General features: G+C 36.3%; 22 protein-coding genes. 9 read left to right on the forward strand and 13 right to left on the reverse strand.

Annotation, left to right across the window (positions count from 1 at the left end; translation table 11 throughout):
- Positions 1 to 2 precede the first annotated feature (2 nt).
- The 9 genes from ACM55F_RS17630 (at position 3) to ACM55F_RS17670 (ending at position 8,131) form a co-directional block, all read left to right on the forward strand.
- The gene (locus ACM55F_RS17630; RefSeq protein ID WP_416855133.1) at positions 3 to 323 is read left to right on the forward strand and encodes a DUF3861 domain-containing protein; all 321 of its coding nucleotides are present in this window, start codon (positions 3 to 5) and stop codon (positions 321 to 323) included.
- A gap of 13 nt (positions 324 to 336) precedes the next feature.
- Positions 337 to 825 carry a cupin domain-containing protein gene (locus tag ACM55F_RS17635; RefSeq protein ID WP_416855134.1) on the forward strand — a complete coding sequence of 163 codons (489 nt, stop codon included), beginning with the start codon at positions 337 to 339 and terminating at the stop codon, positions 823 to 825.
- A gap of 103 nt (positions 826 to 928) precedes the next feature.
- The gene (locus tag ACM55F_RS17640) at positions 929 to 2,119 is read left to right on the forward strand and encodes a multidrug effflux MFS transporter (protein ID WP_416855135.1); all 1,191 of its coding nucleotides are present in this window, start codon (positions 929 to 931) and stop codon (positions 2,117 to 2,119) included.
- A complete protein-coding gene (locus tag ACM55F_RS17645; protein ID WP_416855136.1) occupies positions 2,116 to 2,886 on the forward strand; it encodes an SDR family NAD(P)-dependent oxidoreductase in 771 nt (256 codons plus the stop codon). The genes ACM55F_RS17640 and ACM55F_RS17645 overlap by 4 nt, the downstream gene beginning before the upstream one ends.
- A 29-nt stretch (positions 2,887 to 2,915) precedes the next feature.
- On the forward strand, positions 2,916 to 3,683 hold the full coding sequence (locus ACM55F_RS17650) for an SDR family oxidoreductase (protein ID WP_416855137.1): 768 nt from the start codon (positions 2,916 to 2,918) through the stop codon (positions 3,681 to 3,683).
- Between the two features lie 146 nt (positions 3,684 to 3,829).
- Positions 3,830 to 4,813 (forward strand): VOC family protein, encoded by a 984-nt coding sequence (locus ACM55F_RS17655; RefSeq protein ID WP_416855138.1) that lies wholly within the window; start codon positions 3,830 to 3,832, stop codon positions 4,811 to 4,813.
- Positions 4,814 to 4,878: 65 nt separating this feature from the next.
- Positions 4,879 to 5,991, forward strand: coding sequence for an alpha/beta hydrolase family protein (locus ACM55F_RS17660; protein ID WP_416855139.1), 1,113 nt, complete (start codon positions 4,879 to 4,881; stop codon positions 5,989 to 5,991).
- 42 nt (positions 5,992 to 6,033) lie between these two features.
- Complete coding sequence (locus tag ACM55F_RS17665; protein WP_416855140.1) at positions 6,034 to 7,164, forward strand: FAD-dependent oxidoreductase; 1,131 nt, start codon at positions 6,034 to 6,036, stop codon at positions 7,162 to 7,164.
- A 13-nt stretch (positions 7,165 to 7,177) separates the two neighbouring features.
- Entirely contained in the window at positions 7,178 to 8,131 is a 954-nt protein-coding gene (locus ACM55F_RS17670) for a fumarylacetoacetate hydrolase family protein (protein WP_416855141.1), read from the forward strand.
- 413 nt (positions 8,132 to 8,544) lie between these two features.
- Here the strand turns inward: ACM55F_RS17670 and ACM55F_RS17675 are convergent, their stop codons facing one another.
- The 13 genes from ACM55F_RS17675 to ACM55F_RS17735 form a co-directional block, all read right to left on the reverse strand.
- On the reverse strand, positions 8,545 to 9,468 hold the full coding sequence (locus ACM55F_RS17675) for a helix-turn-helix transcriptional regulator (RefSeq protein WP_416855142.1): 924 nt from the start codon (positions 9,466 to 9,468) through the stop codon (positions 8,545 to 8,547).
- A 24-nt stretch (positions 9,469 to 9,492) separates the two neighbouring features.
- Entirely contained in the window at positions 9,493 to 11,046 is a 1,554-nt protein-coding gene (locus ACM55F_RS17680; RefSeq protein ID WP_416855143.1) for a GMC oxidoreductase, read from the reverse strand.
- Between the two features lie 34 nt (positions 11,047 to 11,080).
- Positions 11,081 to 12,076: a sugar phosphate isomerase/epimerase family protein gene (locus tag ACM55F_RS17685; protein ID WP_416855144.1), complete on the reverse strand. Its 996-nt coding sequence runs from the start codon at positions 12,074 to 12,076 to the stop codon at positions 11,081 to 11,083.
- 2 nt (positions 12,077 to 12,078) lie between these two features.
- Positions 12,079 to 12,480 (reverse strand): C-glycoside deglycosidase beta subunit domain-containing protein, encoded by a 402-nt coding sequence (locus ACM55F_RS17690; RefSeq protein WP_416855145.1) that lies wholly within the window; start codon positions 12,478 to 12,480, stop codon positions 12,079 to 12,081.
- 64 nt (positions 12,481 to 12,544) lie between these two features.
- Complete coding sequence (locus ACM55F_RS17695) at positions 12,545 to 14,263, reverse strand: GMC oxidoreductase (protein ID WP_416855146.1); 1,719 nt, start codon at positions 14,261 to 14,263, stop codon at positions 12,545 to 12,547.
- Between the two features lie 29 nt (positions 14,264 to 14,292).
- Positions 14,293 to 14,841 carry a gluconate 2-dehydrogenase subunit 3 family protein gene (locus ACM55F_RS17700; protein WP_416855147.1) on the reverse strand — a complete coding sequence of 183 codons (549 nt, stop codon included), beginning with the start codon at positions 14,839 to 14,841 and terminating at the stop codon, positions 14,293 to 14,295.
- Between the two features lie 453 nt (positions 14,842 to 15,294).
- Positions 15,295 to 16,899 carry a glycoside hydrolase family 43 protein gene (locus tag ACM55F_RS17705; RefSeq protein ID WP_416855148.1) on the reverse strand — a complete coding sequence of 535 codons (1,605 nt, stop codon included), beginning with the start codon at positions 16,897 to 16,899 and terminating at the stop codon, positions 15,295 to 15,297.
- Positions 16,900 to 16,987: 88 nt separating this feature from the next.
- Positions 16,988 to 18,193 carry an MFS transporter gene (locus ACM55F_RS17710; protein WP_416855149.1) on the reverse strand — a complete coding sequence of 402 codons (1,206 nt, stop codon included), beginning with the start codon at positions 18,191 to 18,193 and terminating at the stop codon, positions 16,988 to 16,990.
- An 83-nt stretch (positions 18,194 to 18,276) separates the two neighbouring features.
- Positions 18,277 to 21,120, reverse strand: a complete 2,844-nt coding sequence (locus ACM55F_RS17715) for a TonB-dependent receptor (RefSeq protein ID WP_416855150.1) — start codon at positions 21,118 to 21,120, stop codon at positions 18,277 to 18,279.
- Positions 21,121 to 21,402: 282 nt separating this feature from the next.
- Positions 21,403 to 24,831: a glycosyl hydrolase gene (locus tag ACM55F_RS17720; RefSeq protein ID WP_416855151.1), complete on the reverse strand. Its 3,429-nt coding sequence runs from the start codon at positions 24,829 to 24,831 to the stop codon at positions 21,403 to 21,405.
- 81 nt (positions 24,832 to 24,912) lie between these two features.
- A complete protein-coding gene (locus ACM55F_RS17725; protein WP_416855152.1) occupies positions 24,913 to 25,278 on the reverse strand; it encodes a c-type cytochrome in 366 nt (121 codons plus the stop codon).
- A gap of 13 nt (positions 25,279 to 25,291) precedes the next feature.
- Positions 25,292 to 26,344, reverse strand: coding sequence for a sugar phosphate isomerase/epimerase family protein (locus tag ACM55F_RS17730; protein WP_416855153.1), 1,053 nt, complete (start codon positions 26,342 to 26,344; stop codon positions 25,292 to 25,294).
- Positions 26,345 to 26,376: 32 nt separating this feature from the next.
- Positions 26,377 to 26,972: Gfo/Idh/MocA family oxidoreductase (locus tag ACM55F_RS17735; protein ID WP_416855154.1), on the reverse strand; the 596-nt coding region annotated here is incomplete at its 5' end.

Genomic DNA, 26,972 nt, shown 5'->3' on the forward strand with positions numbered 1-26,972 from the left:
AAATGGAAAAAAGAACAAACAAATACAAATTAAAACTGGAACTGTTAGCAACTGCTAAAGTTGATGATACCATCTATACTCCTATTGAATTAGAATTTGATAATCACGATAACATTTTTACGATAATCGAAAGAATGAAAAACAGGAACATTTTTAAAACTCAAGACCAAGCAACTGAATTTGCTATTGGATTGAAAATGTTTAGTGAAGTGATGTTAAAAAACAGAGAAAACGAACTTTTTTCTGAGTTTAGACCCGCTTTTAGTGAATTTATGAAAAAGCTAAAGTCAACTCCAACTCAAATCGAAGACAAAAAAAATTAAAATTAAAAGCAAAATGAATGTACCAATTAGAAGAATTGTAACCGGTCATACTCCCGAAGGTACTGCAGTATTTACTTCCGACAAAGAATTTGAAACCGTTATCATCCCAACTGGCGATGCGGCGATGTCTACATTGTGGACAACAGCTACCGTTCCTGCAGATTGCAATGACGAAACTGATGGTGCCAAAAGAGATGCTGGTACAACGCTGAAAGGAGGGTCGGTGATTCGTATTGTAGATATGTTACCAGGAGCTTCTTCCCCACTTCACCGAACGGACAGCATCGATTATGGAATTATAATTAGCGGTGAAATCGAACTTGAATTAGAAAATAAAGTTTCGAAGAGAATTGGTGCCGGAGAAATTATAATTCAACGCGGTACTTTACACAAATGGAAAAATCCAAGTGAAACTGAAGTTTGCAGAATTGTTTTTGTACTCATTGAGGCAAAACCATACGAGATTAACGGTCTGCCACTTCCTGAATATATGCAACATTAAAATTCATTACTATAAGCCGCTGTGTGTAATTATTAAATCGTCAATCCAAGTACTTTTTGTGTACTGAAACGAAACAAAAATGATTCATTGGAAACAAATTCAAATGACAAAAACGAAAGAAATTAATATAAGAACCCTAATTATTGTATTAGGTTGTTTGAATGGGTTAATGCCTTTTTCAACCGATTTATATTTGCCAGCATTTCCAGCAATGGCGCAAAATTTAGGTACAAATGTGGGAATGATTACCCTTTCGATGAGTACTTTTTTTGCGGGAGCTTGCGTGGGACAGTTTTTTAATGGACCGCTTTTAGATCGTTTTGGACGTAAAAACCCAATGTTAATTGCATTAGCGTTTTTTTTCTTGACTTCTTTAGGATGTGCTGTAGCCGGAAATATAATTCTTTTATGTGTTTTTCGTTTTTTTCAAGCCATTAGTATCAGCGTATGTTCAGTAGGAAGTAGAGCGATGGTGCGAGATGTATTTCCTGTCGAAAAAATAGCTTCCATGTTTTCTACACTTTCCCTAATTATGGGAATTGCCCCTATTATCGCGCCAACTTTGGGCGGTTTTATTCTGTTATTTTCTGATTGGAGGGGTATTTTTATCTTTTTGGCAGTAATGGCGCTACTATTATTAGTTGCACTGCATTTTTTTCTTCCTCATGTCAAAGAAGCTGACGCTAACTATTCTTTAAAACCAAAAGCAATACTAGGAAATTATAAAAAAGTAATCCTGACCAAAGGATATATGGGATACGCTATCATTACTGCTTTGGCATCAGCGGTATTGTTTAGTTGGATTTCAAGTTCTTCTTTATTATTTATTGGGATTTTAGGAATCAGCAAGCAACAATTTGGATGGATATTTGCCAGTACCGCATCTTGTATGATAATAGGCAGTCAGTTCAATAGGATATTGCTGCGGAGATTTAGTAGTTATGACATTGCCTTTTGGGCAGTAGGAATACAACTATTAGTTTGTTGCTACTTATTATATACCGCCATTTACTCCTTGACGGTTGTACATCTTCTGGTAGGAATGTGTTTTTTTATGTTGTTTTTATCGTTGATTTCGCCCAATACTATGGCGATTACCATTCGTCCTTTTACAGAAAATATAGGTAGTGCCAATGCAATTATGGGTGTGACACAAATGGCATTGAGCGCATTAGTCACAGCTATACTAAGCTATTTTCAAAATGGCAGCGCAATTCCTATGGTCATAACGATGATAGTATTAAGTGGTATTAGTTTTATGATGCAATACGTTTTAAAACAAAAAACAATATGAAAAACTTATTCGATTTAACAGGAAAAGTAGCTTTAATAACGGGTGCTTCAAGTGGTATGGGAAAAGCAATTGCTGAAATAATAGGCCTACACGGCGCTACAGTTATCATTTCCAGTAATGATGAAAAAGAATGTATTGCAACTCAAACAGCGTTTCAAAATAAAGGAATCAAAGCATTTGCCATTCCTTGTGATGTTTCTAAAAAAGAGGAAATAGATGCGCTAGTTTTTCAAGGTGAAGAAAAAGCAGGTACCATAGCCATTTTAATTAATTGTGTTGGAATAGCGATTCCGGGTTCATTTTTGGATATCGACTCTGAAAATTTTGAAAAAACAATGCAAATTAATTTAGAAAATGCCATTTACTTAACCCAAAAAGTAATCCCAAACATGCAAGTTCAAAAAGACGGTGTCATTATTTATCTCGCGAGTTTATCCAGTGTAAGAGGCAATAAGAATTTGGGATTGTATGGTATTTCAAAAGCGGGATTGGCACAATTAGCACGCAATCTTGCAGTAGAGTTTGGACCTGATAATATTCGGGTAAATGCTATTTCGCCTGGCGTTATTGACACGGAATTTGCGAAGCCTTTGACACAAAATCCCGAAGTCATGGAAAAAAGAATTTTGCTGACTCCGTTACGAAGAATTGGAAAAGTAGAAGAAGTAGCCGGAATGGCTCTTTTATTGGCATCTAAAGCAGGTGGATTTATCAGCGGTCAAAATATTATCATTGATGGTGGAACAACTATTAGTGATGGTAATTAATTTAAAAAAACATTTTAGAACATAAGAATATGAAAAGATTTGAAAACAAAGTATGTCTGGTAATTGGTGCTTCATCAGGAATAGGCAAAGCAACCGCTATTTCTTTCGCCAAAGAAGGAGCCAAAGTAGTTGTTTCGGATGTAAATGAACAAGCGGGATTACTGGTAGTACAAGAAATTACTGATTTAGGACATGAAGCACTATTTGTAAAATGTGATATTTCTAAAAGAGAAGAAGTAGAAAACCTGATACAGCAAACCGTTGCTAGATTTGGACGATTGGATTGTGCGGTAAATTCAGCGGGAATTGCAGGAACGCTTTCTTTACCAACCCATGAATATCCTGAAGAGGCTTGGTTGCAGCAAATCAATATTAACTTAACTGGAACTTGGTATTGTGTAAAATACCAGTTGATTGAAATGCTAAAACAAGGGGGTGGAAATATTGTATGTATTGCATCGGCAGCCGGATTAGTGGGGCAACCCGATAATGTCCCGTATTCAGCATCTAAGCATGGTGTTATTGGAATTGTAAAAAGTGCTGCTATAGAAAACGCTACCAAAAACATTCGTATCAATGCTATTTGTCCAACAGCCATTGAAACGCCAATGATTATGGAAGGCCGAAGAAAATTGGCACATAATCCGGAAGCATTGCAAATGGCGATAAACTTACAACGAATGAAACGTATGGGACAACCCCAGGAAGTAGCAGATGTGGCTTTATGGATGTGTTCTGATCAATCGACTTTTATTACAGGCCACGCCATGGCAGTGGATGGTGGTGCATTTGCATAAAAAGAATACAAAAATAGCACAATAAGCGCGTAAAAAATTAAAAAGAATTGATTTTGAATAGCAATAGAATATAATTGATTCACTTATAAATATGAATCGTTTTACTTTTGTTTCAAGATATAATGTAAAAAAAAATAAAAATACAAATGGCAAAAAATCCACACTATTTTTCACAATTAGCATATGTTGAATTATTGAGTACAAATCTCGACGAAACAGTACGGTTTTATACCGATATCGTAGGAATGGATCAAACCGGTAAAGATGATAATTCGGTTTATCTAAGAGCTTGGGGTGATTATTTTTTTCACACTTTAAAAATCACACAATCCGATACGAAAGGATTAGGAGCAGTTGGCTGGAGAGCCGATAGTAAAGAAGCTCTTGATGAATGTGTTAACTACCTAGAAGAAATTGGAGCAGGTAAAGGATGGATAGATGCCGATTTAGGTCGTGGAAAAGCGTTTAAATTTCAATCTCCAGACGGGCATAAACACGAAGTATTCTGGGACGTAAACTGGTTAAGAGAAACCGGAGAAAAAGCAAGTATCTATGTCGACAGGTATTCGAGTAATAGAAGAATAGGTGCAAATGTACGTCGTATAGACCACTTTACGTATCTGGTTGCTAAACATCAATATGCTAAAGAAAAAGAATTCTGGACAGCATTAGGGCTTAAAAATCCTGATGAAGTACGATTAGAAGACCACATCCCTCCTATTGGTGGGCTTTGGACTACAGCAAATTTATCGCATGATATTGCTATATTTTCAGATCCTAACCTAGAGCCCGGACAAGGAATTGCAAATCACATTTGTTATAATTTAGACAGCCGTGAGGAAGTGCTTTTGGCTTTAGATTATTTTACCGAAAAAGGATATAAAAGTGTTTGGGGAGCTCCCACTCGCCACAAAGCAGACGAAGGTTTTTTCTTTTACATAATGGAGCCACATACTGGTATTTTATTAGAAGTATACGCTTGTGCTCGATTAATATTTGCACCAGATCATGGGCCAGACATACATTATTTAAGAGACAATCCAAATGATGCTTGGGGAAATACCAACCCATTTGAAGAAATGGCCAAAGGAAAAATAGGAGGATTAGAAACAAAACCTGTTGACATATAATCGTTCGTTCGAAAATTCAACAGTATTATATTCATAAAACAATTTAAATTATAAAATAAAAACTTATGTGGCACTATTTTCCAAATCAATACATGCCTTCTTACCAAGTGAATCGTGCGTTAACTCAAGCACATTACGGTGGGGGAGAATTTGCTGAAATTTTAGAAGCAGCAAGCGAAATTACACCCGGTGACAATGAAAGCTTTCACAATGCGTGGGCAAAAATTGGAAATACCATTTTTGAAGAGGGTGAAAACGCATCAAAAAACAACAACCCTGCTACGGCAAGAAGAGCGTATTTAAGAGCTTTTAATTACTTGAGAACTTGTGAGTTTTTCTTAAAACCAAAAGACGAAAGAAAATTACCTGCCTATTTAAAGGCTATTGAAGCTTTTCATAAAGCAATTGCTTTGTTTGATCACAAACCAAAACAAGTTGAAATTCCATTTGAAGGTTCTTTTATGCCAGGGTATTTATTTACACCTGCCGGAGTAAAAGATGCACCAGTAATGATTATGTTTGGCGGTTTAGATAGTTTGGCTGAAGAATTATATTTTGGCCCAAGCCAAATATTAAATGAAAGAGGTATTGCGTTATTAGTTTTAGACGGACCTGGACAAGGGGCAACTTTAAGAGTAAATCACGTACATACGCGTCATGATTATAATGTACCTGCAACAGTAGCTTTTGATTGGGTTTTAGAAAATCTAAAAGAGGATGTTGATACGTCACGTATTGGTATCATGGCAGTTTCTATGGGAGGTTATATGGCGGCACGTTCAGCAGCATTCGAATCTCGCTTTAAAATTTGTTGTATTTGGGGTGCGGTTTGGTCGTATTATGACATTTGGAAAAACCGTCCTACGAATCACCCTTTGTCAGAAATTGTAATGCATATTGTTGGAGCTGATAACATGCCTGACACATTAGAATTACTAAAGGAATTTACTTTAGATGGTGTGGCTGATAAAATTTCTATGCCAACTTATATTTTGCATGGAGAAGATGACAGACAAAATTTTGTAGAAAATGCATATAAATTAAAAGATGCATTAACTTGTGAAAAAACAGTTGAAATTATTCCTAAAGAAAGTAGTGGTTCAGCACATTGTCAGATAGATAATTTTACAAAAACATATAATATGTTTGATTGGGTGGCTAGAGAAATGAAAAAATAGCATTCGTTTTTTAGAATCAATTCAAAATAAAAAAATAGAGGTATGAAAAAAGTACTCATAGTAGGTGGTGGTATAGGCGGGCAATCTGCAGCTATTGCTTTAAAACAAATAGGAATAGATGTAGAAATTGTTGAAATTCTACCTCAGTATGATGTATACGGCGTTGGTATAATTCAACAAGCCAATGCTTTAAGAGCCTTAGATGCATTAGGTGTAGCAGACGAAGCTCTAAAAAGAGGTTGTCCATACGCAAAAGTTAAAATGTGTACCCCAACTGGATATCAATTTAACGAAACCGGCACCCCTCCTATGGGTCGTTTTCCTTCGCATAATGGTATTTCCAGAAGAATTCTTCATGAAGTATTGCATGAAAGATGTGAAACGGTAGGAGTACAATTTCGAATGGGGCTTACGGTGGATCAGATTACTAATAAAGAAAACGGCGTAGATGTTGTTTTTTCTGACGGAACCACAGGAAGTTATGATTTGTTAATTGGCGCCGATGGAGTCAACTCAAAAGTAAGGAAATTAATTTTCGGGGATTACTTCCCAAAATATGTAGGATTATCCGTTTGGCGTTATGCTTTTGACAGACCCAAAGATTTAGAAACAGGCTATATGTATTTTGGAAAACACAGTAAAGTTGGACTCATTCCAATGACAAAAGAAACCATGTATATGTTTGTTGTTTCTGCAGAAGGAGCTGATAATCCATTCATTCCTGAAGACGAAATGATTCCGAAACTGAAATCCTATTTGGAAGAATATCCTGTTCCAATGGTACATGATTTAATTGATCAAATTACGGAACCAAAATTAGTCAATTACAGACCTTTAGAAACCTTACATTTACCGGAACCATGGCACAAAGGCAGTGTTTTAATCATTGGAGATGGTGCACATGCTACCATCCCTCATCTAGGTTCAGGAGCTGCTTTGGCTATTGAAGATGCTGTAGTACTTGCTGAAGAAATTGCAAAACAAGACGGCAATGAAGCCATATTTACACGCTTCATGAATCGAAGGTTAGAAAGATGTAAAATGGTTGTAGAAGCTTCAGAAAAACTCGGAGAATGGGAATTATTAGAATATGAAGGTAAACCTTTACCAGAAGAAGCCAACGCTGGTGCCGTTATGGGAAAAACGCTAATGGCACTCACCCAACCTATTTAATATAAAATAAGTTATGAAATTAATCACATTCGAAAATAAAGCAGGAGAAAGCCGTACAGGTTGGTTGCAAGAGAACGCCGTGGTAGACATGAATCTAGCCGATTCAAGATTGCCTTTAGACATGCTTACTTTTATAGATAATCACGAAGCTAATTTTAAGATTATCGATGAGCTTGGTGTTGTAAAACCACACTATTCTTTAGAGGAAGTAAAACTTTTGGCTCCTTTGCCAAATCCACGCAGTTTTAGGGACTATATTGGTTTTGAACAACATATGTTGAATGCTTCCAAATCATTCGGTCATACCGTTGGAGCTGCTTGGTATGAAATACCTATTTTTTATTTTACAAACCATCAAGGTGTCTTTGGGCCAGATGACGATATTATACGTCCTGCAGGAGAAGAAAAATTAGATATCGAACTGGAAATAGCTGTCATAATTGGCAAGAAAGGAAAAGACATTAAAGCCGGAAATGCCGATGATTATATTTTTGGCTATACCGTTTTTAATGATTGGACAGCCCGTGCCATTCAAAAACACGAAATGACAGTACCGCTTGGCCCTCACAAAGGAAAGGATTTTGCTAATGCCATTGGACCTTGTATCGTTACCAAAGATGAATTTGAAAAATACCGTTGTAGTATTTCAAGAGAATCACATCCGGAACATTTGGCCATGCCGGAAAGCACAGGCGATCGTTTCGATATCAAAATGACATCAAGAATCAATGGAGAAACCATCTGCGAAGGGAATTATAAAACCGTTCATTGGACTTTTCCCCAAATGATGGAACGAGCGTCAGAAAACAATGTAACGCTGATGCCCGGAGATATTTTAGGTTCGGGAACCGTTGGTTGGGGAAGTTTGATAGAAAATAACTTTTCAGTTCACCGTCCGCTAATCCCTGGAGATGTGGTTGAACTGGAAATTGAAGGAATTGGAACCCTTAGAAATAAAGTAGTTTAGTTGCGTTTAGTTTATTTAAAAAACCCTTTTACTGAAATTCAAGTAAAAGGGTTTTCTTTATTGGTCTCAAAACAGATAACGCAACTCGCTTTTAATACCATTTTACTTTTTATTTTTACTGGAATAAAAAAATACTACGTCTCTTTGAGTGATTTTAAATAGGAATGCGACAGCTTTACTATTTAAAATTGTATCGAGAAGCTTACAATGTTAGGGTTCTCGATACAATTTATTTAAAAAAGCTATCACATTTTTTAATAAAAATCGAACTGACGCACTGTTAAATTGATTTATCACAGTAAATTTAAGGCCTAAATGGTATTAGTTTATAATTAAAACCCGTTGGTATAAATTACAACCAACGGGTTCTCAAAAAGTAGTATCCGAAATTTATCTTTAAAAAATGATAATCATCACCCCATATTTCTATACTCACTTGGTTTCATATTAGTCAGGGATTTAAAAAAACGGGCAAAATCGCTGATTTCATTTTTGCCTATTTTATATGCAATTTCAGAAACCGTCAAATTGGTTTGTTTTAATAAAACTTTGGCTTCCAGTAATAACATGTCGTTCAAGACATCATGAGCTGATTTTCCCATGGCTTTCTTTACGCATTTATTCAAATGATTCGGAGAAATTGACAATAATTCGGCATAATCCGTAATTTTTTGTTTTTGATAAATATGTTCCGAAAGCGCTTTTTTATATTGCTCTGTTATTGCTGTAGCGGCATTTGATGAAACTGTTTTTGACTGTTCTACAAATGGTTTTAGCTCTGTAAACAATGCAATAAGATAGGTTCTCAAGATACTGTTACGACATTTCGTGTCTGATTGATATTCTTTAAGTAACCTCTCAAGCAAAGGTAAAACATATGACTTGATCTCATCATTTATTACTAATAAAGGATAGCTATTAAAATCTAAAAAAGGAAAATCATTCAATAATTCTTTCAATCGGTAATCTGAAGTCAACAATTCTAAATTAAAATGACAATAAAAGCCTTCTACATCTTCACTTATGAATTCGTGTGTAGTAATCTGGTGCGCGGGTACAAAAAAGAATGTATTCTCTCCAAAGGTGAACGTATCTAAGCCTTTACTCCTGGTACTCGTCCCTTTGGTTAAAAAGAAAAAATTAAATACCGTAATCCGGCGTGGCTGTAAATCCGATTTCAGAGGGAACTGAATTATTTTTAGATAATCCTCAATGCGATTAATATGGAAAATATGATGAGCTGTAGTCGTAAAAGAAGACATAGGCACAGCTGACTCATATAAATCAGACTCCAATTCATAAGGATTAAATGTAGGTATAACTTTATCTTTCTCCATAGGACAGTGAGTTTTTAAAAAGTATTAATTTTTCAACTTGTTTACAATTTTTTCACAGGCTCTTACTGCCATTGCTACGCTGGTTAAAGTAGGATTGGAAGTGGTTGCCATAGGAATCACCCCATTGCCCCCAACAAATAAATTATCAAATTCCCAGACTTGTGAAAAAGGATCACAAACCGAAGTACCGTCATTCTTTTCCCCCATACGGGTGGTTCCTTCATAATGTAAGGAGGTTCCCGGAGGCATTAACGTTTGCTCTCCTTCTTTGATTACTTTTCCAAAAGCTGCTGCTGCCTGGGATTGAATTTCCATGGCTTGAGCAATTGATTCTTTATCTTTAGATGTCAAAGTAAACTTGAAATTCATTTTAGGCATCCCAAGATAATCATTTTTATCTTCTGAAAAAACAATCTGATCTTCGTAACGCACTTCTTTCAAACATCCCCAACCTAATCCTACGATATGCTTTGGGTTACCATGGGTTTCAATTTTCAAAGGAGAAACATCCATGTGCATAATCTGACCGTGAAAAGGGTGATTCGGCGCGTCAAAAGGAACCCAGAATACTCCAATTGTGGGTTCAGTACGTTTGTTTTTATTGTATGATTTGGCCAGGGATTTATCTACTAAATCCTCTTTTAGTTCCACAAAAGTAAAAATGAAAGGATGTTCATTCAGATAATGCCCTAAGGCTCTCGGGCGAATGCCTGATGCCCACAAAAGCTGAGGAGTGCGTATGGCATCTGCGGCCACAATCACAATTTTAGCCTTAATTTCTTCCTGTTCCCCTGTTGGCAAATGTTCCAGAATAGCTCCCGAAACGGTACTTTTTTCATGAATCAGTTTACGACAAAGTGTTTCCGAACGAATTTCAAAATTACTTTGCTGATGAGGTTCTGCCAATTCCCCCAAAATCACATCCGACCCTACCCAATATTGCCCTCCATTTTTATCAGTCTTGCAAGCCAATGGCATACGCTGCACTTGACGGTCAGCAGCTAATTTTTCGTTAAAAACACCTCCTAGAATTTTCATGATCGCCAATCCTTCAGGTGAATCTACAAAAGTACTTTGCGAAACACAAAGCAACTCCTCTGCTTTAGCAAAGGCTCTATCATATTCTTCTTCAGGAATAAACGCAATACGTTCGGCATTTCCCGGACGCGGACAAGCACAGGTCCAATGTGCTCCCATACCGCCCAAATTACTTGAAAGCGATGCGGCAGGCATTTGGTTTGTTGCTAAATCCTCCAGATTGTCCGTTACCAAATGTGTTCCCGGACGAGCCAACATTTCTAAACTCAAATGCCCTTTTTGTGCTGCATTGGCTCTTTCTGCCACAGTGATTAATGGATAGGCTTCCTGATGAGGACCTTGTGATTTAATTTGTGCTTCTTCTCGAGCTGAATCATTTGGCATATTTTTGAAATGCTGCCCAGATTTATTAGATAACCTTGGTCCTAAATCGACCATTATGATTTTGGCTTCCGGAACTTGGTCTGAAAGTAAACGAGCGAAAGTGGCACCAATTGGTCCACTTCCTACTATTAATACATCAGCTACTGTTGTTTTCATTTTTTTGATTTTATAATACAACTCCCATATAAAATTACAACGTATTTAATATTCTTTTACAAAGTGCCTGATGTTTCTCGACCATTTCAAAACCAGAAAATTCATCGGTAAATGCGGTTCCCTCATACTCACTGGAAATATACCCTTGGTAACCTCCGTCATGAAATACTTTTAAGAGAGAAGCATAATCTATTGAAGGTTCGTCTCCATTTTCGTCAAAACCATAGAATTTACCATGAATATGAACGGTTTGCGGAACAATTTCTTTCCACATCTCAACAGGCTGACGGCCATTCATACTAAAGGCCATGTTCAATCTTCCTATTTGGGCTGGAGTTGCCCCTAATGCTGAGGCACGTTCTTGTAACTCTCCGAATTTTTGAGGCATTGGAACATCTTTAGCCCAAATTTCTTTGGTAACAGCTATCAGTTCATCGGTAACACCAACCGATCTAAAACTATATAATAAGGCTTCAGGAATTGCTCTCATGGAGGTTCCAAAATCAGGAATAAAACCCAAATAAGGAGAATCTATCTTAGTGTATAATTCTCTCAATTCCATCACTGCGGGATGATTAATGGCATAAGGTGTATGCAATTCCATTCCTAGTTTTACATTGGCTTTTTCAGCTATGGGTACTAATCTTTGCATTACTTCCGGTTTTGCCATCATTTGGATACGTACCACTGGAAAACCTAAGGTACTAGCAGCCCATATCTGGGGAATCAGATATTCTACTGTTTCGTCTATAGAAAGTTTACTGCCCCTGCGGATACCAATATCTACATTGGCATCTAAACAAGAAGGTTCAAATTCATACTTTTCTATTATTCTTTTCAAATCGGTAATCTGATCATCGGCTAAAAAAGGAAAGTTTTTCAAACTCTGAAAACCAACTATTTCAAGTCCAGGTCCCAAATGAAGTTCTTTAAGTTTAGCTAACAGTTGTTCCAAAGTATAGTTTCTGGATTGCCATTCGAGAGCCAATGAAAATAAAGAAGTGGATAATTTTATAGGTGAAGTGTTCATATTTATTGGCAAATAAGTGTTTTTGTTACTGTACTGGAAGCCAACAACGGATTCCCTTCTGCTCCTACTAAAACATAGGGTATAAAAATCCCCAAATCAAATTCAACTTCATACGTTTTTCCTTTAATTAAAGTTTCACCGTTCTTTACATGTAATGTAGCTGCGTCAGTTATAAAAAGCCATTCTTTCTCCAAATTGGGCACCTCTGAAAACGGAAATTTATTTCCATTTACTTCTACGGTAATCTCATTTTCAAGTATCGCTTTTCCATTTATTTTTGCCTTGATATTCATACAAGACATTGGTAAAGAGCGGTACCAATGGGAACGAAATTGCAACTCAAAACCCGATTGGGTTGCTTTAAGCGCATCTTCCGATAATATAAAATTGTCTAAAGGACCCATTATAAATTATTTTTTATGTTTTTACTATTAAATCGTTTTAACTGTTGTCTGATATTGTTTTGCATTACAAATTTTTCTTTTTTAATTCATTAACTGCAAAATCAGCTGCTCTGGCCGTCAGTGCCATGTATGTAAGCGAAGGATTTACACAGGATGACGAAGCCATTGCTGAACCATCCGTGATAAAGACATTTTTACAGTCATGCACTTGATTGTTTTTATTCAACACCGATGTTTTAGGGTCTTTACCCATACGGGCGGTTCCCATTTCATGTATTCCCATTCCCGGATTAGAAGGGAAATCAAAAGGACGAATATTTTTAAAACCTACCGCTTCATACATTTCGGCCATATCTTGCGACATCGCTTTCCGCATCAGCTGCTCATTTTCACCTCTCTCTACATCAAAGGTTACCAATGGCATGCCCCATTTGTCTTTTTTATCATTATCATGATACATTCGGTTTTTCTCATTGGGTAGCATTTCCCCTATCCCAATCAGCATCATTCCCCAATCTCCTGGAGTTCCCAAACTATCTTTAAAATCTGCTCCAAATCCATCTTTATTTATACCACGGTTCCAGTTTCCACGACTTGCCCCTCCTTGATAACCAAAACCTCTCAGGTATTCTTGTTTATCATTACCCCAATTTCTAAATCGAGGAACATACAAACCTGTTGGGCGACGACCATAATAATAATCATCTTCAAATCCTTCAATTGTTGCCATGGCTCCCGCACCCCCATTGTGATCCATCAGATTGCGTCCTACCTGGTCGCTATCATTCCCAAATCCATTTTGAAATCGATTAGATTTGGAATTTAACAATATAGAAGCCGTAGGAATAGTTCCTGCGTTCATAAAAATGATCTTGGCAAAATATTCTGTGACTTCATTCGTATGCTGATTCATTACTCGTACGCCCTTTGCCTTATTGAATTTCTCATCATAAATGATTTCGGTCACAATAGCATCGTTAACCAAAGTCAACCGTTTGGTTTGCATTGCCGCAGGCAATGTTGCCGACTGGGTACTAAAATAGCCCCCAAAAGGACAACCGCGAATACATAAACTTCGGTATTGACAAGCGGTACGACCAACGGCTGTATGACACTCTTTTGCTTCCGTAAGATTTGCGGTTCTACCAATAGTTACAAGTCGGCCAAATTTCGATTTGACTTGTTCCCTAAAATACTGTTCGGGCTGTAGAAAAGGCATGGGTTTTAAAAAATCTCCATCAGGCAAAGCATCATAACCTTCTTTGAGACCACTAATCCCAACAAATTTCTCGACATAGGTATACCAAGAATCCAAATCTTCATATCGGATGGGCCAGTCAACACCATGACCATCCTTAGCATTTGCTTCAAAATCTTCTTTATTCCATCTGTAACTGTGTCGTCCCCACATCAACGATTTTCCGCCAGTTTGGTAACCTCTAACCCAATCAAAAGGTTTTTTCTCGATATACGGTTGGTCAGTATCACTTTCAAACAGATAACTGCTGGGTTCTTGCACTGCATAAGCATTTCCTCTAGCTGCTGTAGTATATTTTTCTAAGGTTTCCCGTGAAAGTTTGTTGCGATGCTGAAAATCCCAAATATCAGTCATGGCTGTTTTATAATCTTCAATGTGTTTTACATCGCGGCCTCTTTCGAGCATTAAAACATTTAATCCTTTTTCTGTAAGTTCTTTTGCAGCCCAACCTCCAGTAATACCTGAACCTACAACAATCGCATCAAAAGTGTGGCTTTTTACGGCATTTATATTTAAGTTTACCATTGTTCTCTTTTTTGAAGTTTATCAAAAATTTATCTTGCCAAATACTCCGAATACGTTTTTTGTTGTTTGTCCAACTTAATCAGTTCCAATTTTCCAGGTACCGGTGCGTATTCCATTGCTTGCGTCATCCCAATTTCTGAAGTGAAATACCCTAACAAAGTGAGCTCTTTCAAGAGTTTCCAAAAAGTGACACTTCTTGGATTTGCTTTCAATGCAGCTATAGAATCTCCTTCCATTTTGGCCAAAACTTTATTTCTCCCTTCTTTATCCATCGCAACAAATCCTGGATCAATTTCACTCAATCCTTTCTTAAAAAGATCCTGTTCTGTTTGTTTGTAACAATCTTTCAACATCATTTGAATAAATTCAGGTACTCTCGCTTCACTTGCACTTGGAGTAGCTGTTTTAGGAAGAATGGTATCAACTAATGCTGTCATAAGCTCATTTTCGGAAGAAGAAAGAAAAAATGGTGCTGTTGCAGCATAATGATTGGTTGCCAAAAGATTCATTGCCCATGATGGTGTTGCCAAAGCTGCACCCAGCATTAATGTTCGATAAATAGCTTGTCTTCTGTTCATGATATTTTGATTTTTTTTTAACACGTAGGACGTTATTAAAAATTTATTTTTACCACATAGAAACATATTTTATTTTTCAAGAAAACAGAGTCGTTATACTTTTTAGAAAAGACCATTAACTATTTATAAGACAATATGTTTTCTGTAGACTATTTATAAAAAATATGTCATCTATGTGGTTTTATTTCTTTAATTTGTTAATGAAAATTAATTCTATAATCTCTTCTTATTAACTACCCCCAAGAGGTTACCTTACTTAATTTTTTGTTATTAAAAAAAAACAAAAATAAGACACAAAATAGCCTGAAATAGTATCAATATTCCGCTTTTGACTGACATAATCAATCCATTAGGTGTAAAATTATTCAAATTGACTAACTATACCTTCCTAAATTATTTTTTTGCCCGATTTAATAAGATACTACAAGTGTACATCAGTCAGAAAACCTCAAATTATTTGACAACTTTATAGCTAAAATTCTCAAAATCTGCAGGTACTGTAGCTTTGGTTCCATTTCCAGAAGCAAACAATCCGATGTAAACTCCTGTCATCCCTCCTGCCGTTTCAAAACTTAAATAGCGGGTATTGACTTTTTCAAAAGTGGTAAGCGGCTCATTTCCTTGTGAAAAGCCGAATTCAAAAAATTCCTGTGTTCCGGAAACATTCAACTTTACAGCTCCTTCTTTGAGAGGAATTCGCTTTGCGGTAGCCTTGATTTTTCCAATAGTATAGGATAAAACCAATTCGCGTTGCTTCCCAACAGTTTGAATGTATAATTTGTAATGATGTAAAGCGTCCCGATACATGGCAATCCCTGCTTCTTCATTTTCGGCAGTTGGATTAAAATCAATCACTGTTGATGCTGAAAAATTGAAATGCTGCAACCTTCTTCCAACAAAGGTTACTCCCGGATTTTCACTCAATACCTTTTCACTTCCATACAATCTTAAATAGCCCTTGCGTTCCGAAAGGGAGTAGTTTTGAGCTATCGGATTGTTGATGTAATTCCATTCAAATCCCAATTTGTCAACAGAAAAATCTTCATTCTGATTATAGTTGGTAACCTTAACTTCTCCAGGAAGTTTATCGGCTTTCATATCCAAATAAAGAGTCCCGTCACCATTTACAGTAGGCCATTCGTTTTGGTTCCAAACCATCGGAGCTAAAAAAGTTTCACGCCCCAAAAACTGATGACTGTCTAAAGGTCTAAATCCTAATGAGACCATAAACCATGATCCATCAGTAGTCTGAACGACATCAGCATGACCCACACCTTGAATCGGATTTGATTCTGCATTCGAATTAATATGAGTTAAAATAGGATTGGCAGGATTCGATTCATAAGGTCCCCAAATATTTTTGCTTCTGGCAATCGTAACTTTATGCCCATACTCTGTTCCGCCCTCGGCGATTAATAAATAATAAAAACCGTCTTTTTTATACGTATGAGGGCCTTCAGGATACCTTCCGCCTGTCCCTTTCCATACAGTAGTTGGAGGTGTCAACAGTATTCCTGTTGCTATATCAATTTCAGACATCACAATACCATTTTTTATGGCGCCCCAATTTTGAGTAGAGATTACATAAGCTTTACCATTGTCATCAAAAAACAAACTAGGGTCAATTCCCGGAGTCTCTATCCATATAGGATTTGACCAAGGGCCGGCAGGATTTTTGGCTGTTACATAAAAATTCCCTTTAGCAGAAAAATTGGTTGTTATCATATAAAACACCCCCTCATGATATCGGATAGTGGGAGCAAAAACTCCACCGGTAATATTGGCTGTTGCCAATGGCAATTGTTCTTTTCTGTCCAAGACATAGCCAATTTGTTCCCAGTTTACCAAATTCGTACTGTGAAATATTGGAACACCAGGGAAATATCCAAAAGTGCTGTTCACCATATAATAGTCATTATTCACTCTACAGATACTGGGATCAGGATAAAATCCAGGAAGAACAGGATTTTGATATGCCACTTGACCATACATTGTCGATTGTAAAAACAATACCATTATTCCGGTTGCAAAAAATCTTTTTATATTAACAATTCTCATAATCATTATTTTTCATCATTTTTCGCTTTGAACTTATCTAAAAAGAAAAACTATTCAATATTTTTTTTTTATACAAACTCTAATTTTCTTAAAAAGCCAGTTTACCGGTTTTATTTTTCAACAGTAAATTATAAACCAAAAGCGACACCATTACAACGAAACAGATTCCCCCTACCAAAGCAAAGGTTTGAAGTACTCCTCCGGAAACATTTCGAATCAAGGAAACAAAGACAGGATTAAGAAATTGACCTAAGAAAAAACCACTTGTCCATATTCCCATACCTCTCCCTCGGTATTGTGGTGGCAAAATAGTAAGTGCCCAAGAAGTTAAAACGGGGATTGTCATACCACAACCTAATTGTTGAATCCATCCCATAATCAGAACCGTCGTTTCATCCTTTGCTAAGCCGATACCGGTTAAACCAATAGTAAAAAAGAAGAAAATGAGTGCCATTTGTTGCCAAAAAGGTCGTTTTGCAACATATCTAAAAATTATAGCACCTAGTGGAACGGCAGTACTGGCAATAGCACTCATATTCCCTAATTTTATTTTGTCTTTAATCCCCATTTGGTCCAATGCCAAAGAAAAATGGATAGTATAAACAAAGTACAAAACAGCAAAAGTAAAGGTGATTAAAAAGATAGTAAGCATTGTCTTTACAGGATATGCCATAGCTTTTTCGACTATAGATTCTTGAACAACTGTATTTTTCAAAGAGGGTTCATATATAAAAACCCACGATAATAAAGCTAAAATTATAGCAATTCCATAAACTAAAAAAGGATAATTCCATCCTATGGTCGCCAAATGGCCACTTAATGCCAACAGCCCAACTACAGCTATTGAACCAAAGACCCCCTGAATAGTAATCCATTTGGTTCTCTCTTTCTGGTCAAAATAATCTCCTAATAACGAATTTCCTAACACCAAAACAAAAGCTTCTCCAATACCTAAAAGTAAACGACCAGTGATAACCGTATTAAAACCATCTATAAAAAATGGTAAAATTCCGCCAAAGCCATATAAAAACAAAAATACAACCAAAAGTTTCCTACGACCATATTTATCAACGAGATGCCCTGCAAAAGGAGCAATAAGAGCAATACATAAGCCAGGAGCCGTTAGTATCATAGGTACCAGCAAATCTCCATTAGGAACCCCTTTAAAATGTTCTATTAAAGTAGGTAAAACAGGCATCAACGCCACGATAGCCAACATAGGCATTTGATTAATTAAAATCACAACCCATCCTTGCCATGAGCCAGCTTTTCGAACGTTTAAATTGTTTTTCATTTTTATAAATAATTTGGTTAAACAGGAAAAGAACAGCAAAAAGGAAAAACTCATCTGAGTCCTTCCTTTTTACTATTGAAAAATTAAAACTTATACGTTGCAGTTAAGAAATAAGAACGTGGTTGCGTTCCTCCCACGGGAAACAGTGCATCCTTTTGAGCAATTTTTTTGGCTTCTGAAAACTCTGACAAGTTGAAAGCAGCTGGAAATCCACCTGGTGCTCCCCAATTCATTACTCCAAATGTATTTGCTAAATTATTAACATTTAAGCTTAATGATAATTTTTTGCTTAAATCATAACCCATCCCTAAATCGAATTGTGAAAATGCAGATAATTTGAAAGCATTAGGGGCATTTGCCCAACGACTTCCTAAGTATTGCCAAGAAATGAAGGTATAAAATTTATCTCTACTGTATGTAGGAGTAACATTAAATTGCACGCTTGGAGTATTATCTACATTATTTCCTGAAAAATCTAAGAACGAATCATCATCTCTTGATGAAGTTGGTCCTGCCGTAGCAATTTTAAACTGTTCAAAATTTGCTGATTGAAAAGTACCCACAGCTCTAACATTGAAATTATCAGAAAGTTTTACTGTAACTTCAGTTTCCACACCCATTGTTTCAAGACTATTAAAATATGGCGTCAGATTATAGATTTGTCCATTATTATCCAAAGCAGTAAATGCTTGCAATACATTATTCAGACGACTGTAAAAAGGAGTAAGTGTCAAATTTACATTGTTTGTTTTAATTTTATAACCTAATTCTACTTGGGTAACTCCTTGCACCACTGGATTAGTTAACGCTACTTTTCCTGGAATGTCGATAGTAGCATAAAGATCAAACTCCGGTGCTTTTTTACCATTTGAATATCTTAAATAAACCGACTGCTTATCAGACAAAAGATAATTCAACGCTCCTGAAAAAGAAACAGTATTCGTTATAAAAGAGTAATTAATCGCTGTAGGATTTTTAAAATAACCATTATCATAAGTAGTCAATGAATTACTATCAAAACCACCATCAGCACCATTATTTGCAGTTCTAATGTAATTTGTTCCTTCCGATTTAGTATTGTCTAAACGAACTCCCCAATCCAAAGTAAGTTTGTTTGTAATCTCCCAATTATGGGCAAAGAAAGGGGCTAAATTTGTTTTGTGAAATTCAAAATCATTAAATCCAAACACACCACCTGTTTTAGCAAATCCTTCTGGACTAGTAATTTGTTGAGTAGCCCCGCCTAAAAAAACATTCGCATAAGAAATATCTAGCATTTGTGGGCGATTTTCCAATGTTGCAAAACCTATACCCGCAACACCATTTGAATACCTACCTACATTTGAAATTCCAACAAATGAACCAATATTGAAGGTCATGTTTTTAATACGCTTAGTTATTACCAATTGATCCAGAAATTCATTGACTTTAGGATCAGAATATACCGCTGCTGCATAAAGCATACCATCTTTCAAAATGTTTTGCCCTGGCATAGTATTGGTTAATACAGTCCAAGTAGGTCCAGGTGACAAACTCGCTTGAACAGTAGCTAAAACCTCTTTTGTATTGTTGTTTTGGTAGGTAATCGTTCCCCTTCCAATTGTTCCTGCCACTGCGTTATTGATAAAACCAGTTAATGTTACAGGATTCAATGCCGCCGTTTGATTAAGGACTAATGATTTAGCTGAAAATCTAGCATTATTTTGTAAAGACCAGTCATTGCCTAATTTTTGTTTCCAATTGGCCCCAAATGACAAATCTTTTGAATGATTTAATCTTTTCGGATCATGAGTAATGGTTTTCCCATCTATTTGAAAACTCTGAACAGCAGTAGCCGGAAGACCATAAAAATCAGTTGATTTTACGCCATCAGCTAGTTGCGGATTATCAAAATTCTTTCCTATTAGATTCATAGCGGTAAGATTATGGTCATTCAAATATTTACCATAAAACGTTATACTACCAGTTTTGTATTTTTTTTCAATATTAAGCTTTACTTGTCCTCCGCGGTTTGATTGATAACCCGGATCTACAGGACCAGTAGACGTACGATAAAACCCTCCTACATTGTATGTCCAACCACTTTTACCCATTGGCCCACCAAAATTAATGTCAGCACGATAATACGGATTTGATCCATTACCTTCTAAACCGTATTTTGTTCTTATTTCTCCGCCAAAGGTATTACCTCCTGTTTTTGAAATATAGTTAAAAACTCCTGCTGGCGCATTAGCTCCTACAATAGCAGCTGAACCTCCTCTTACTGCTTCTAGCCGTTTTGTAGTAACGTCGTTACGCAAAAATAAATCAGGTGCAAAATAGCTAAAAAGTATATTTGATACTGGCAAACCATCTTCTTGCATAGATACATAATTGGACCCGGGTACGTCAAAATTAAAACTCGGACGGTTAGAAATACCTCTACTGGTTATAGTATTCCGTACTTCCCCAGCTGAAGAATTTACAAAAACTCCAGGTATATTTTTCAATAAATCAGCAGCACTATTAGGCTGTAAACGTTCTAACTGCTTAGCATCAAGCGTAGAAATTGACACTGATGAATTAATTTGTTTACGGGCATCAAACGCACCAGTCACGACAACTTCGTCCAAAAGTGATTGGTCTTCTTGTAACGTTACAGAAAGCTTACCCAATTGAGGTACTTTTACAGACAGTTTTTTACTAGAAAAACCAATATAAGAAATAGTGATTGTATAGCTTCCGTTAGCTACATTTTCAAGAACAAAGTCTCCATTACTATCAGTAACAGTATTTTTATTACTTCCTTCTATTTTAATTGATGAACCTGGTAAAGTTAGTCCATTAGAATCGGATACTTTTCCCTGAATTTTCCCTTCTTGCGCAAATAAATTTGCACTAAAAAAGACACAACTGATAAAAACAGTTAATCTTTTAAAAAATTGCATACTAATCATAATTTTCGAGGTTTTTTTTTATTAAATATTTTTTTTGGTTAAATAAAATACACATATGACATATTTTATTTTACAAATATATCAGCATTAAAACACTTTGACTTAACAATATTCGGCTAATAACTAGCAAAATCAATCCTTTAGGCATAAAAAAAACGTTGTAGTATTAAAATACTGACAACGTTTTAAACTTAATTAAAATTTAGCACTAAATGAAAACCCTGTTTTCTTTAATTCAGAAAATGTGTGGTCTTAAAAAAACAAATCTTGATTCTATTTAGACAGTAAAATTACTGGACCAATTAGCCCCGATTCTTTAAGTTCTTTCGAAATTCCAAACCCACTTGTAGATTGGAGTATCTTTTTCTCCTTTGGCAATTTTTCATCCCCTATAATTCGGTTATCCCATTGGTTGGTCACTTTAATTTCCAACTTATTGATTCCCGGCTTTACAAATTTTGAAATATCGACTTGATACGGGGGTTTCCAAAGCGTTTCGATTTCAATTCCATTCACAGAAACTACCGCAATATCTTTGACAACACCTAAGTCTAATAGTACGTTAGAATTTGGTTTAATCCAATATTTTTTCACTTCAAAATCTTTAATATAGGTTGCCGTTCCACTGAAATATTTTACCTCTTCATCGGTATGATCTGTCCAGGAAATCAGTTTATCCAAAGTTACTTCTTTAGGAGCTCCTCCATTTTCAGGAAAATGCAACATCCAGGAATGATTCAGATTTTCTAAATCGGTAGTTTTCTTTTCTATAAGTACTAATTCATTTTGCACTGTTGGTTTTTGGAACACCACAAACACTGATTCCTGCGGTTCTAAATGTAATTTTACAGTCGTAATACCATTTTCTATTTTATACGAAAGTGGTTTAATCGTGCCTTTGTCAGCGTACCACAATTCAGGGATTTTACCACCAATTCTGAGCTGAACTTCTAAATCTTCTGATTGATTTCTCATATTCACTAAGAAGTAATAATCAGAATCTTCGGTTTTACGGTGCATCCAAGATAACTTAGTATTCGTATGAGGCATCGTATAATCTACATCTTTTTTCAATCCCATTTCTCCAAAAATACCGGAAAGAGGAGCATTCCAAAAGACTTTCCCTTTACCAAAATTATTTTGATAAACAAATTTCCCATCAGTTCCACCCCATACTTCATTTGCTTTTAGAGCTACTTCATTATCTACGTTTGGATAGCCAACTAAACTAGGTGATTTTTCTGGTTTTGGCCCTACAATAGTAGCCCCGTTTTTGATCAATTCTGCAATTTTATTCAATACCGAAAAAGTCATAGTCATTTTCTCAGGAAGTACCAGAACTTTGTATCTCATACCACTTGGCAACACTAATTCCCCATTTTGAACTTCAAAACGATTAAGGATTTCAGTATTCACAAAATCATAATCATATCCTGAAGGAGCTTCATTGCGTAATTTTTCCCAATATGGAACAACAGCAGGAATATCTTCACCCAAATAATAAGCAATGTCGGCCACGAAACGACCTTCCTGCAGCATAAATTGATTTCGGGAAATGTAATCTACAAAAGGTTTAGCCTGTTCGGCCCAAGTGATATTGCGATTAAAATGGGTTCCCACCATCGTATTACCAGGTTTTGTATCTAATGGCTGATGCGCTGATGTATGAAAAATTATCTGATTGATTCCTTGAGAGCTCCAATAATCTCCAATGAATTTCAAATCAGCGGGAGCTTCATAACCGCCACCCGTCCAAGACTCTGCTCCAACTATTTTTTTTCCATAAATGTGAGCCGCTGATGCTGCTTCTCTCACATCAGATTGGTGTGCATTAAGACGATCATTTGCTCCGCCATACGCTTTTTGGTTTTCTAAATCAGAAGGAGAAGTCCAGCTTTTACCTTCGTCGCTTCCCAAACCTTGAGTCATTCCAAATTCTCCCATTGGAATATCGACTGCGCTTTTATTCCGAAGAGCATCTTCAATAATGGGCAACGAAATTCCTGCTACTTCACCATACGTTTTAATTCCTTGTTTATGTGCAAATTCCGATATTGCCGCGTAATGATTATCCATCAACATATCAGCAATTGTTAACCTAAAATCCCATAAAAAACGATCGCTGATTTCAGCACTTTCTACAATTCTGCCCGCTAATACAGGCAAATATTTGGTTGGATCATACCCTCTGCGAGTTTTAAACTCTGGAATCATATTTTCTGTCCAATTCTGGGCATCGGCTTCATAACTATCCACCAGAAAATATTTCATACTTTTCCCAAACAAAGGTCCCATAGCTTCTGCAATGGGATTTGACCATTTAGTCATATAAGATAGTAAATGCTCTTTACTCAATTTATCGACTTCGTAACCCGTAGCTTCTGGGATTGCTGGTCCATTTTTTGCACCAGTCAGCGAGTAGCCCATTCTCATAATGGTCCAATTTCCGGCTGGGGCATTCCATTGCAAGGTGCCATCTGCTTTCATTTTGGAAGTTAAATCAATAACTTCACCTGTTTTAATAGTTGCCGATTCAGGAACAGCTGGTGTTTTAAGATTTTCAAAAGCAAACATGGGAGCAAAATTAGCTTTGTCTTCCCAACGATTTACTCTTGCTCCAGTGCTAAAAATCGCTTCAGTAATATCAAACGATTTGGGTGCCAATGATGGCATACCAAAACCACCAAAATCATCAGGACCACCAACAGTTGTAATTCCGGAACCCGGAATAAATACCACTCTAAAATAACGGGCTGTTACAGCTGGAAAAGAAAATGTGCGAACTGGCAAAGCCCGAATATCATGCTGCGCTCCCGGTAAAGCAAAGAGTGTTTTATATACTTTACCATCCGCACTAACCTGCACATAACCTTGACGCATAATTGCACTTGGAAACATACCCGCGCCACCCATTGCAAAAGAAAATGAACGAGCAGTAAAAGGTTTCTCGTATTCAAATTGAAGATAAACAGGCTGTCCCATTTGAGGAACATCAACTGCAATTTTAGTAGTCAAATCGTCATCCAATAACAATTTAGATTCCAATACTTCCTTTTTGTGATTGGTGATCTTTGGAATAGCAATTTTTACTTCAGTAACAGGTGTTCTATAAGCCAAGACAACTTGGTCCCCATAAAAAGTGGGGGATATTTTATTTCTGTCTTCAAAAAACCCTTTTGGTCTTGACAAGTTTCTAATTGGACCATTGGTCATAGGCGGTTGAGGTAATTTCCCATTGAATGTTTTTCCTCCTGTGATGTTCAATTGACTCCAAACCAGTTTTTTCATGGCTTCATGTGGCTTTACAGAAGTACCACCAGTTTCGCTCCAACCCGCTGCTGTTACCATTGTCACATCTAATCCCAATCTATCCGCTTCGGAAGCAGAGTGTTTAATAAGATTTAGCCACTCAGGGGTATTATATAAGATTTTTTTTTCAATAGTTTGCCCGCCTCCAATAACTACATCAAAGGCCTGAAAACCACCAATACCAGTTCTTTTCATCCATTCCAGATCTTTCGTAATCCCTTCTTTGGTGACATTACTACCTGTCCAGTGCCACCAAACCAGAGGCTTGGCAGCATGAGGAGGGGATAAAAAACCTGTTTTAAGTACATTATTATATTGGGAAAAACCCGTAAAAAAAGAAACAAGCAAGATTACAGTAAAAATCATCTTACTGCCTGTAAAGAGTTTTTTCATAATTTAAAATTAATGATTATGTGGTAAAAAAGGTCATTGATAAAAGCGAGTCTCTTTTAAATTAACAAAACTAAAAGTTTATTATTTTTTTAAAGACAAGATATATTTAGCCATTTTTTTTGCATCATCCTTTTTTAAAGTTGCATGTGCAGCCATTGGAATACTTCCCCAAACACCTGAACCTCCTTTAATTATTTTATCGGAAAGATAATTGATGCTTTTATCATTCAATGAATATTTTTTTGCAATATCTAAATAGGAAGGACCAATTAATTTTTTGTCTAATTTGTGACATCCAACACAATCCATTTTTGAGATTAATTTCTCTCCATCTGATTGTTGTTCAATAGTATTCGTTTTTTTACTGTATTTTTCTTCAAAGTTATCTTTAGAAAAAGAAGTTAAAGTAATCGTAGCAATGCCTAATAATAAATAAGTAATTTTCATGTTTTTCTGTTTTTTATAGTCCTAAATTTTTCAAGTTAAATGCTTTGTTCGTTTCTACCGCTGCAAAATCATCAAAAGCTTTATCAGTTACTTTTATAATATGTTTCTTTATAAATTCAGCACCTTCACGTGCGCCATCTTCTTGATTTTTAATACAACATTCCCATTCCATAACCGCCCAACCTTTATAATCATATTGGGCTAATTTACTAAAGATTGTTTTAAAATCAATTTGCCCATCACCAGGTGAACGGTAACGTCCTGCACGATTTGCCCAACTTTGGTAGCCTCCAAAAGTCCCTTGTTTGCCTGTTGGGTTAAATTCTGCATCCTTAACATGAAATGCTTTTATTCGTTCATGGTAAAAATCGATGTATTGTATGTAATCCAACTGTTGTAAAACAAAATGAGAGGGGTCGTACAAAATACAAGCTCTGGAGTGATTATTCACCGCTTTTAAGAACATTTCGTAAGTTTCTCCATCAAATAAATCTTCTCCGGGATGAATCTCATAACAAAGATCCACACCGTTTTGATCGAATTCATTTAAGATAGGCAACCAGCGTTTCGCTAATTCCGCAAACCCATCTTCCACTAAACCTGGTGGTCGTTGAGGCCATGGGTGAAAATATTGCCAAAGTAATGAACCGCTAAAAGTAGCGTGTGCATTTAAACCTAAATTATGAGATGCTTTTGCAGCATATTTCAACTGTTGAACAGCCCATTCTTGTCTTGCTTTTGAATTTCCATGCACATTTTTAGGTGCAAAAGCATCAAAAAAGTTATCGTAAGCAGGATGAACCGCTACCAATTGACCTTGTAAATGCGTGGATAATTCCGTTATTTCTAATCCGTATGATGCAATGGTACCTTTTAATTCGTCAGCATAGGTTTTGCTTTCTGCTGCTTTTTGCAAATCGATGAATCGAGTATCTAATGTTGGCATTTGAATGCCTTTAAAACCTAAATCAGCTGCCCATTTGCAAATTCCATCCAAGGAGTTAAAAGGAGCTTCATCGCCAATAAACTGTGCTAAAAATACTGCTGGACCTTGTATTGTTGTCATTTATTTTTTTTAATTTTTTATGAACCTTTTTGCTACAAAACGTAAGGAGTCCATTTTTTATCTGAATGTGCTGAAACTACCACGTTATCAATAAACGCCATCCCTCTTAATCCATCTTCAACCGAAGGGAAGTCTAACATTTCAGCAGTAGGTTCTATGCCATCTAATTTGCAACCAAGTGTTAATGCAAAATTGCGATAGATATTAGCAAAAGCTTCTAAATAGCCTTCCGGATGTCCTCCTGGAGTACGGCAATTATGAGTAGCAAATGAGGATAGATGTGCCCCGTAATTACTGCCGGCTCTTAAAATTTGTGCGGGTTCATCTAACCATCGTACCATTAAAGTATTAGGATCATGTTGCAACCATTCGATTCCGCCTTTTTCACCATAAACTCTGATTCTTAAAGCATTTTCTTCTCCTGCAGCAACTTGTGATGCCATTAAAACTCCTTTAGCACCGTTATCAAATTTTAGCATTACAGCTCCATCATCATCCATTACACGTCCTTCAACTAATGTATTTAATTCTGCACAGACCTCTGTAATTTTAGCTCCTGTAATATATTCTGCTAAGTGAGCGGCATGAGTTCCAATATCTCCCATTACAGAACTTTTTCCCGCCTTTG

Source organism: Flavobacterium melibiosi (assembly GCF_048158545.1).
Classification (GTDB): domain Bacteria; phylum Bacteroidota; class Bacteroidia; order Flavobacteriales; family Flavobacteriaceae; genus Flavobacterium; species Flavobacterium melibiosi.

Excerpts from the sequence above, each read along its gene's own strand:
- ACM55F_RS17630 (WP_416855133.1), top strand. The coding sequence starts at position 3 with ATGGAAAAAAGAACAAACAAATACAAATTAAAACTGGAACTGTTAGCA.
- ACM55F_RS17635 (WP_416855134.1), top strand. The coding sequence starts at position 337 with ATGAATGTACCAATTAGAAGAATTGTAACCGGTCATACTCCCGAAGGT.
- ACM55F_RS17640 (WP_416855135.1), top strand. The coding sequence starts at position 929 with ATGACAAAAACGAAAGAAATTAATATAAGAACCCTAATTATTGTATTA.
- ACM55F_RS17645 (WP_416855136.1), top strand. The coding sequence starts at position 2,116 with ATGAAAAACTTATTCGATTTAACAGGAAAAGTAGCTTTAATAACGGGT.
- ACM55F_RS17650 (WP_416855137.1), top strand. The coding sequence starts at position 2,916 with ATGAAAAGATTTGAAAACAAAGTATGTCTGGTAATTGGTGCTTCATCA.
- ACM55F_RS17655 (WP_416855138.1), top strand. The coding sequence starts at position 3,830 with ATGGCAAAAAATCCACACTATTTTTCACAATTAGCATATGTTGAATTA.
- ACM55F_RS17660 (WP_416855139.1), top strand. The coding sequence starts at position 4,879 with ATGTGGCACTATTTTCCAAATCAATACATGCCTTCTTACCAAGTGAAT.
- ACM55F_RS17665 (WP_416855140.1), top strand. The coding sequence starts at position 6,034 with ATGAAAAAAGTACTCATAGTAGGTGGTGGTATAGGCGGGCAATCTGCA.
- ACM55F_RS17670 (WP_416855141.1), top strand. The coding sequence starts at position 7,178 with ATGAAATTAATCACATTCGAAAATAAAGCAGGAGAAAGCCGTACAGGT.
- ACM55F_RS17675 (WP_416855142.1), bottom strand. The coding sequence starts at position 9,468 with ATGGAGAAAGATAAAGTTATACCTACATTTAATCCTTATGAATTGGAG.
- ACM55F_RS17680 (WP_416855143.1), bottom strand. The coding sequence starts at position 11,046 with ATGAAAACAACAGTAGCTGATGTATTAATAGTAGGAAGTGGACCAATT.
- ACM55F_RS17685 (WP_416855144.1), bottom strand. The coding sequence starts at position 12,076 with ATGAACACTTCACCTATAAAATTATCCACTTCTTTATTTTCATTGGCT.
- ACM55F_RS17690 (WP_416855145.1), bottom strand. The coding sequence starts at position 12,480 with ATGGGTCCTTTAGACAATTTTATATTATCGGAAGATGCGCTTAAAGCA.
- ACM55F_RS17695 (WP_416855146.1), bottom strand. The coding sequence starts at position 14,263 with ATGGTAAACTTAAATATAAATGCCGTAAAAAGCCACACTTTTGATGCG.
- ACM55F_RS17700 (WP_416855147.1), bottom strand. The coding sequence starts at position 14,841 with ATGAACAGAAGACAAGCTATTTATCGAACATTAATGCTGGGTGCAGCT.
- ACM55F_RS17705 (WP_416855148.1), bottom strand. The coding sequence starts at position 16,899 with ATGAGAATTGTTAATATAAAAAGATTTTTTGCAACCGGAATAATGGTA.
- ACM55F_RS17710 (WP_416855149.1), bottom strand. The coding sequence starts at position 18,193 with ATGAAAAACAATTTAAACGTTCGAAAAGCTGGCTCATGGCAAGGATGG.
- ACM55F_RS17715 (WP_416855150.1), bottom strand. The coding sequence starts at position 21,120 with ATGCAATTTTTTAAAAGATTAACTGTTTTTATCAGTTGTGTCTTTTTT.
- ACM55F_RS17720 (WP_416855151.1), bottom strand. The coding sequence starts at position 24,831 with ATGAAAAAACTCTTTACAGGCAGTAAGATGATTTTTACTGTAATCTTG.
- ACM55F_RS17725 (WP_416855152.1), bottom strand. The coding sequence starts at position 25,278 with ATGAAAATTACTTATTTATTATTAGGCATTGCTACGATTACTTTAACT.
- ACM55F_RS17730 (WP_416855153.1), bottom strand. The coding sequence starts at position 26,344 with ATGACAACAATACAAGGTCCAGCAGTATTTTTAGCACAGTTTATTGGC.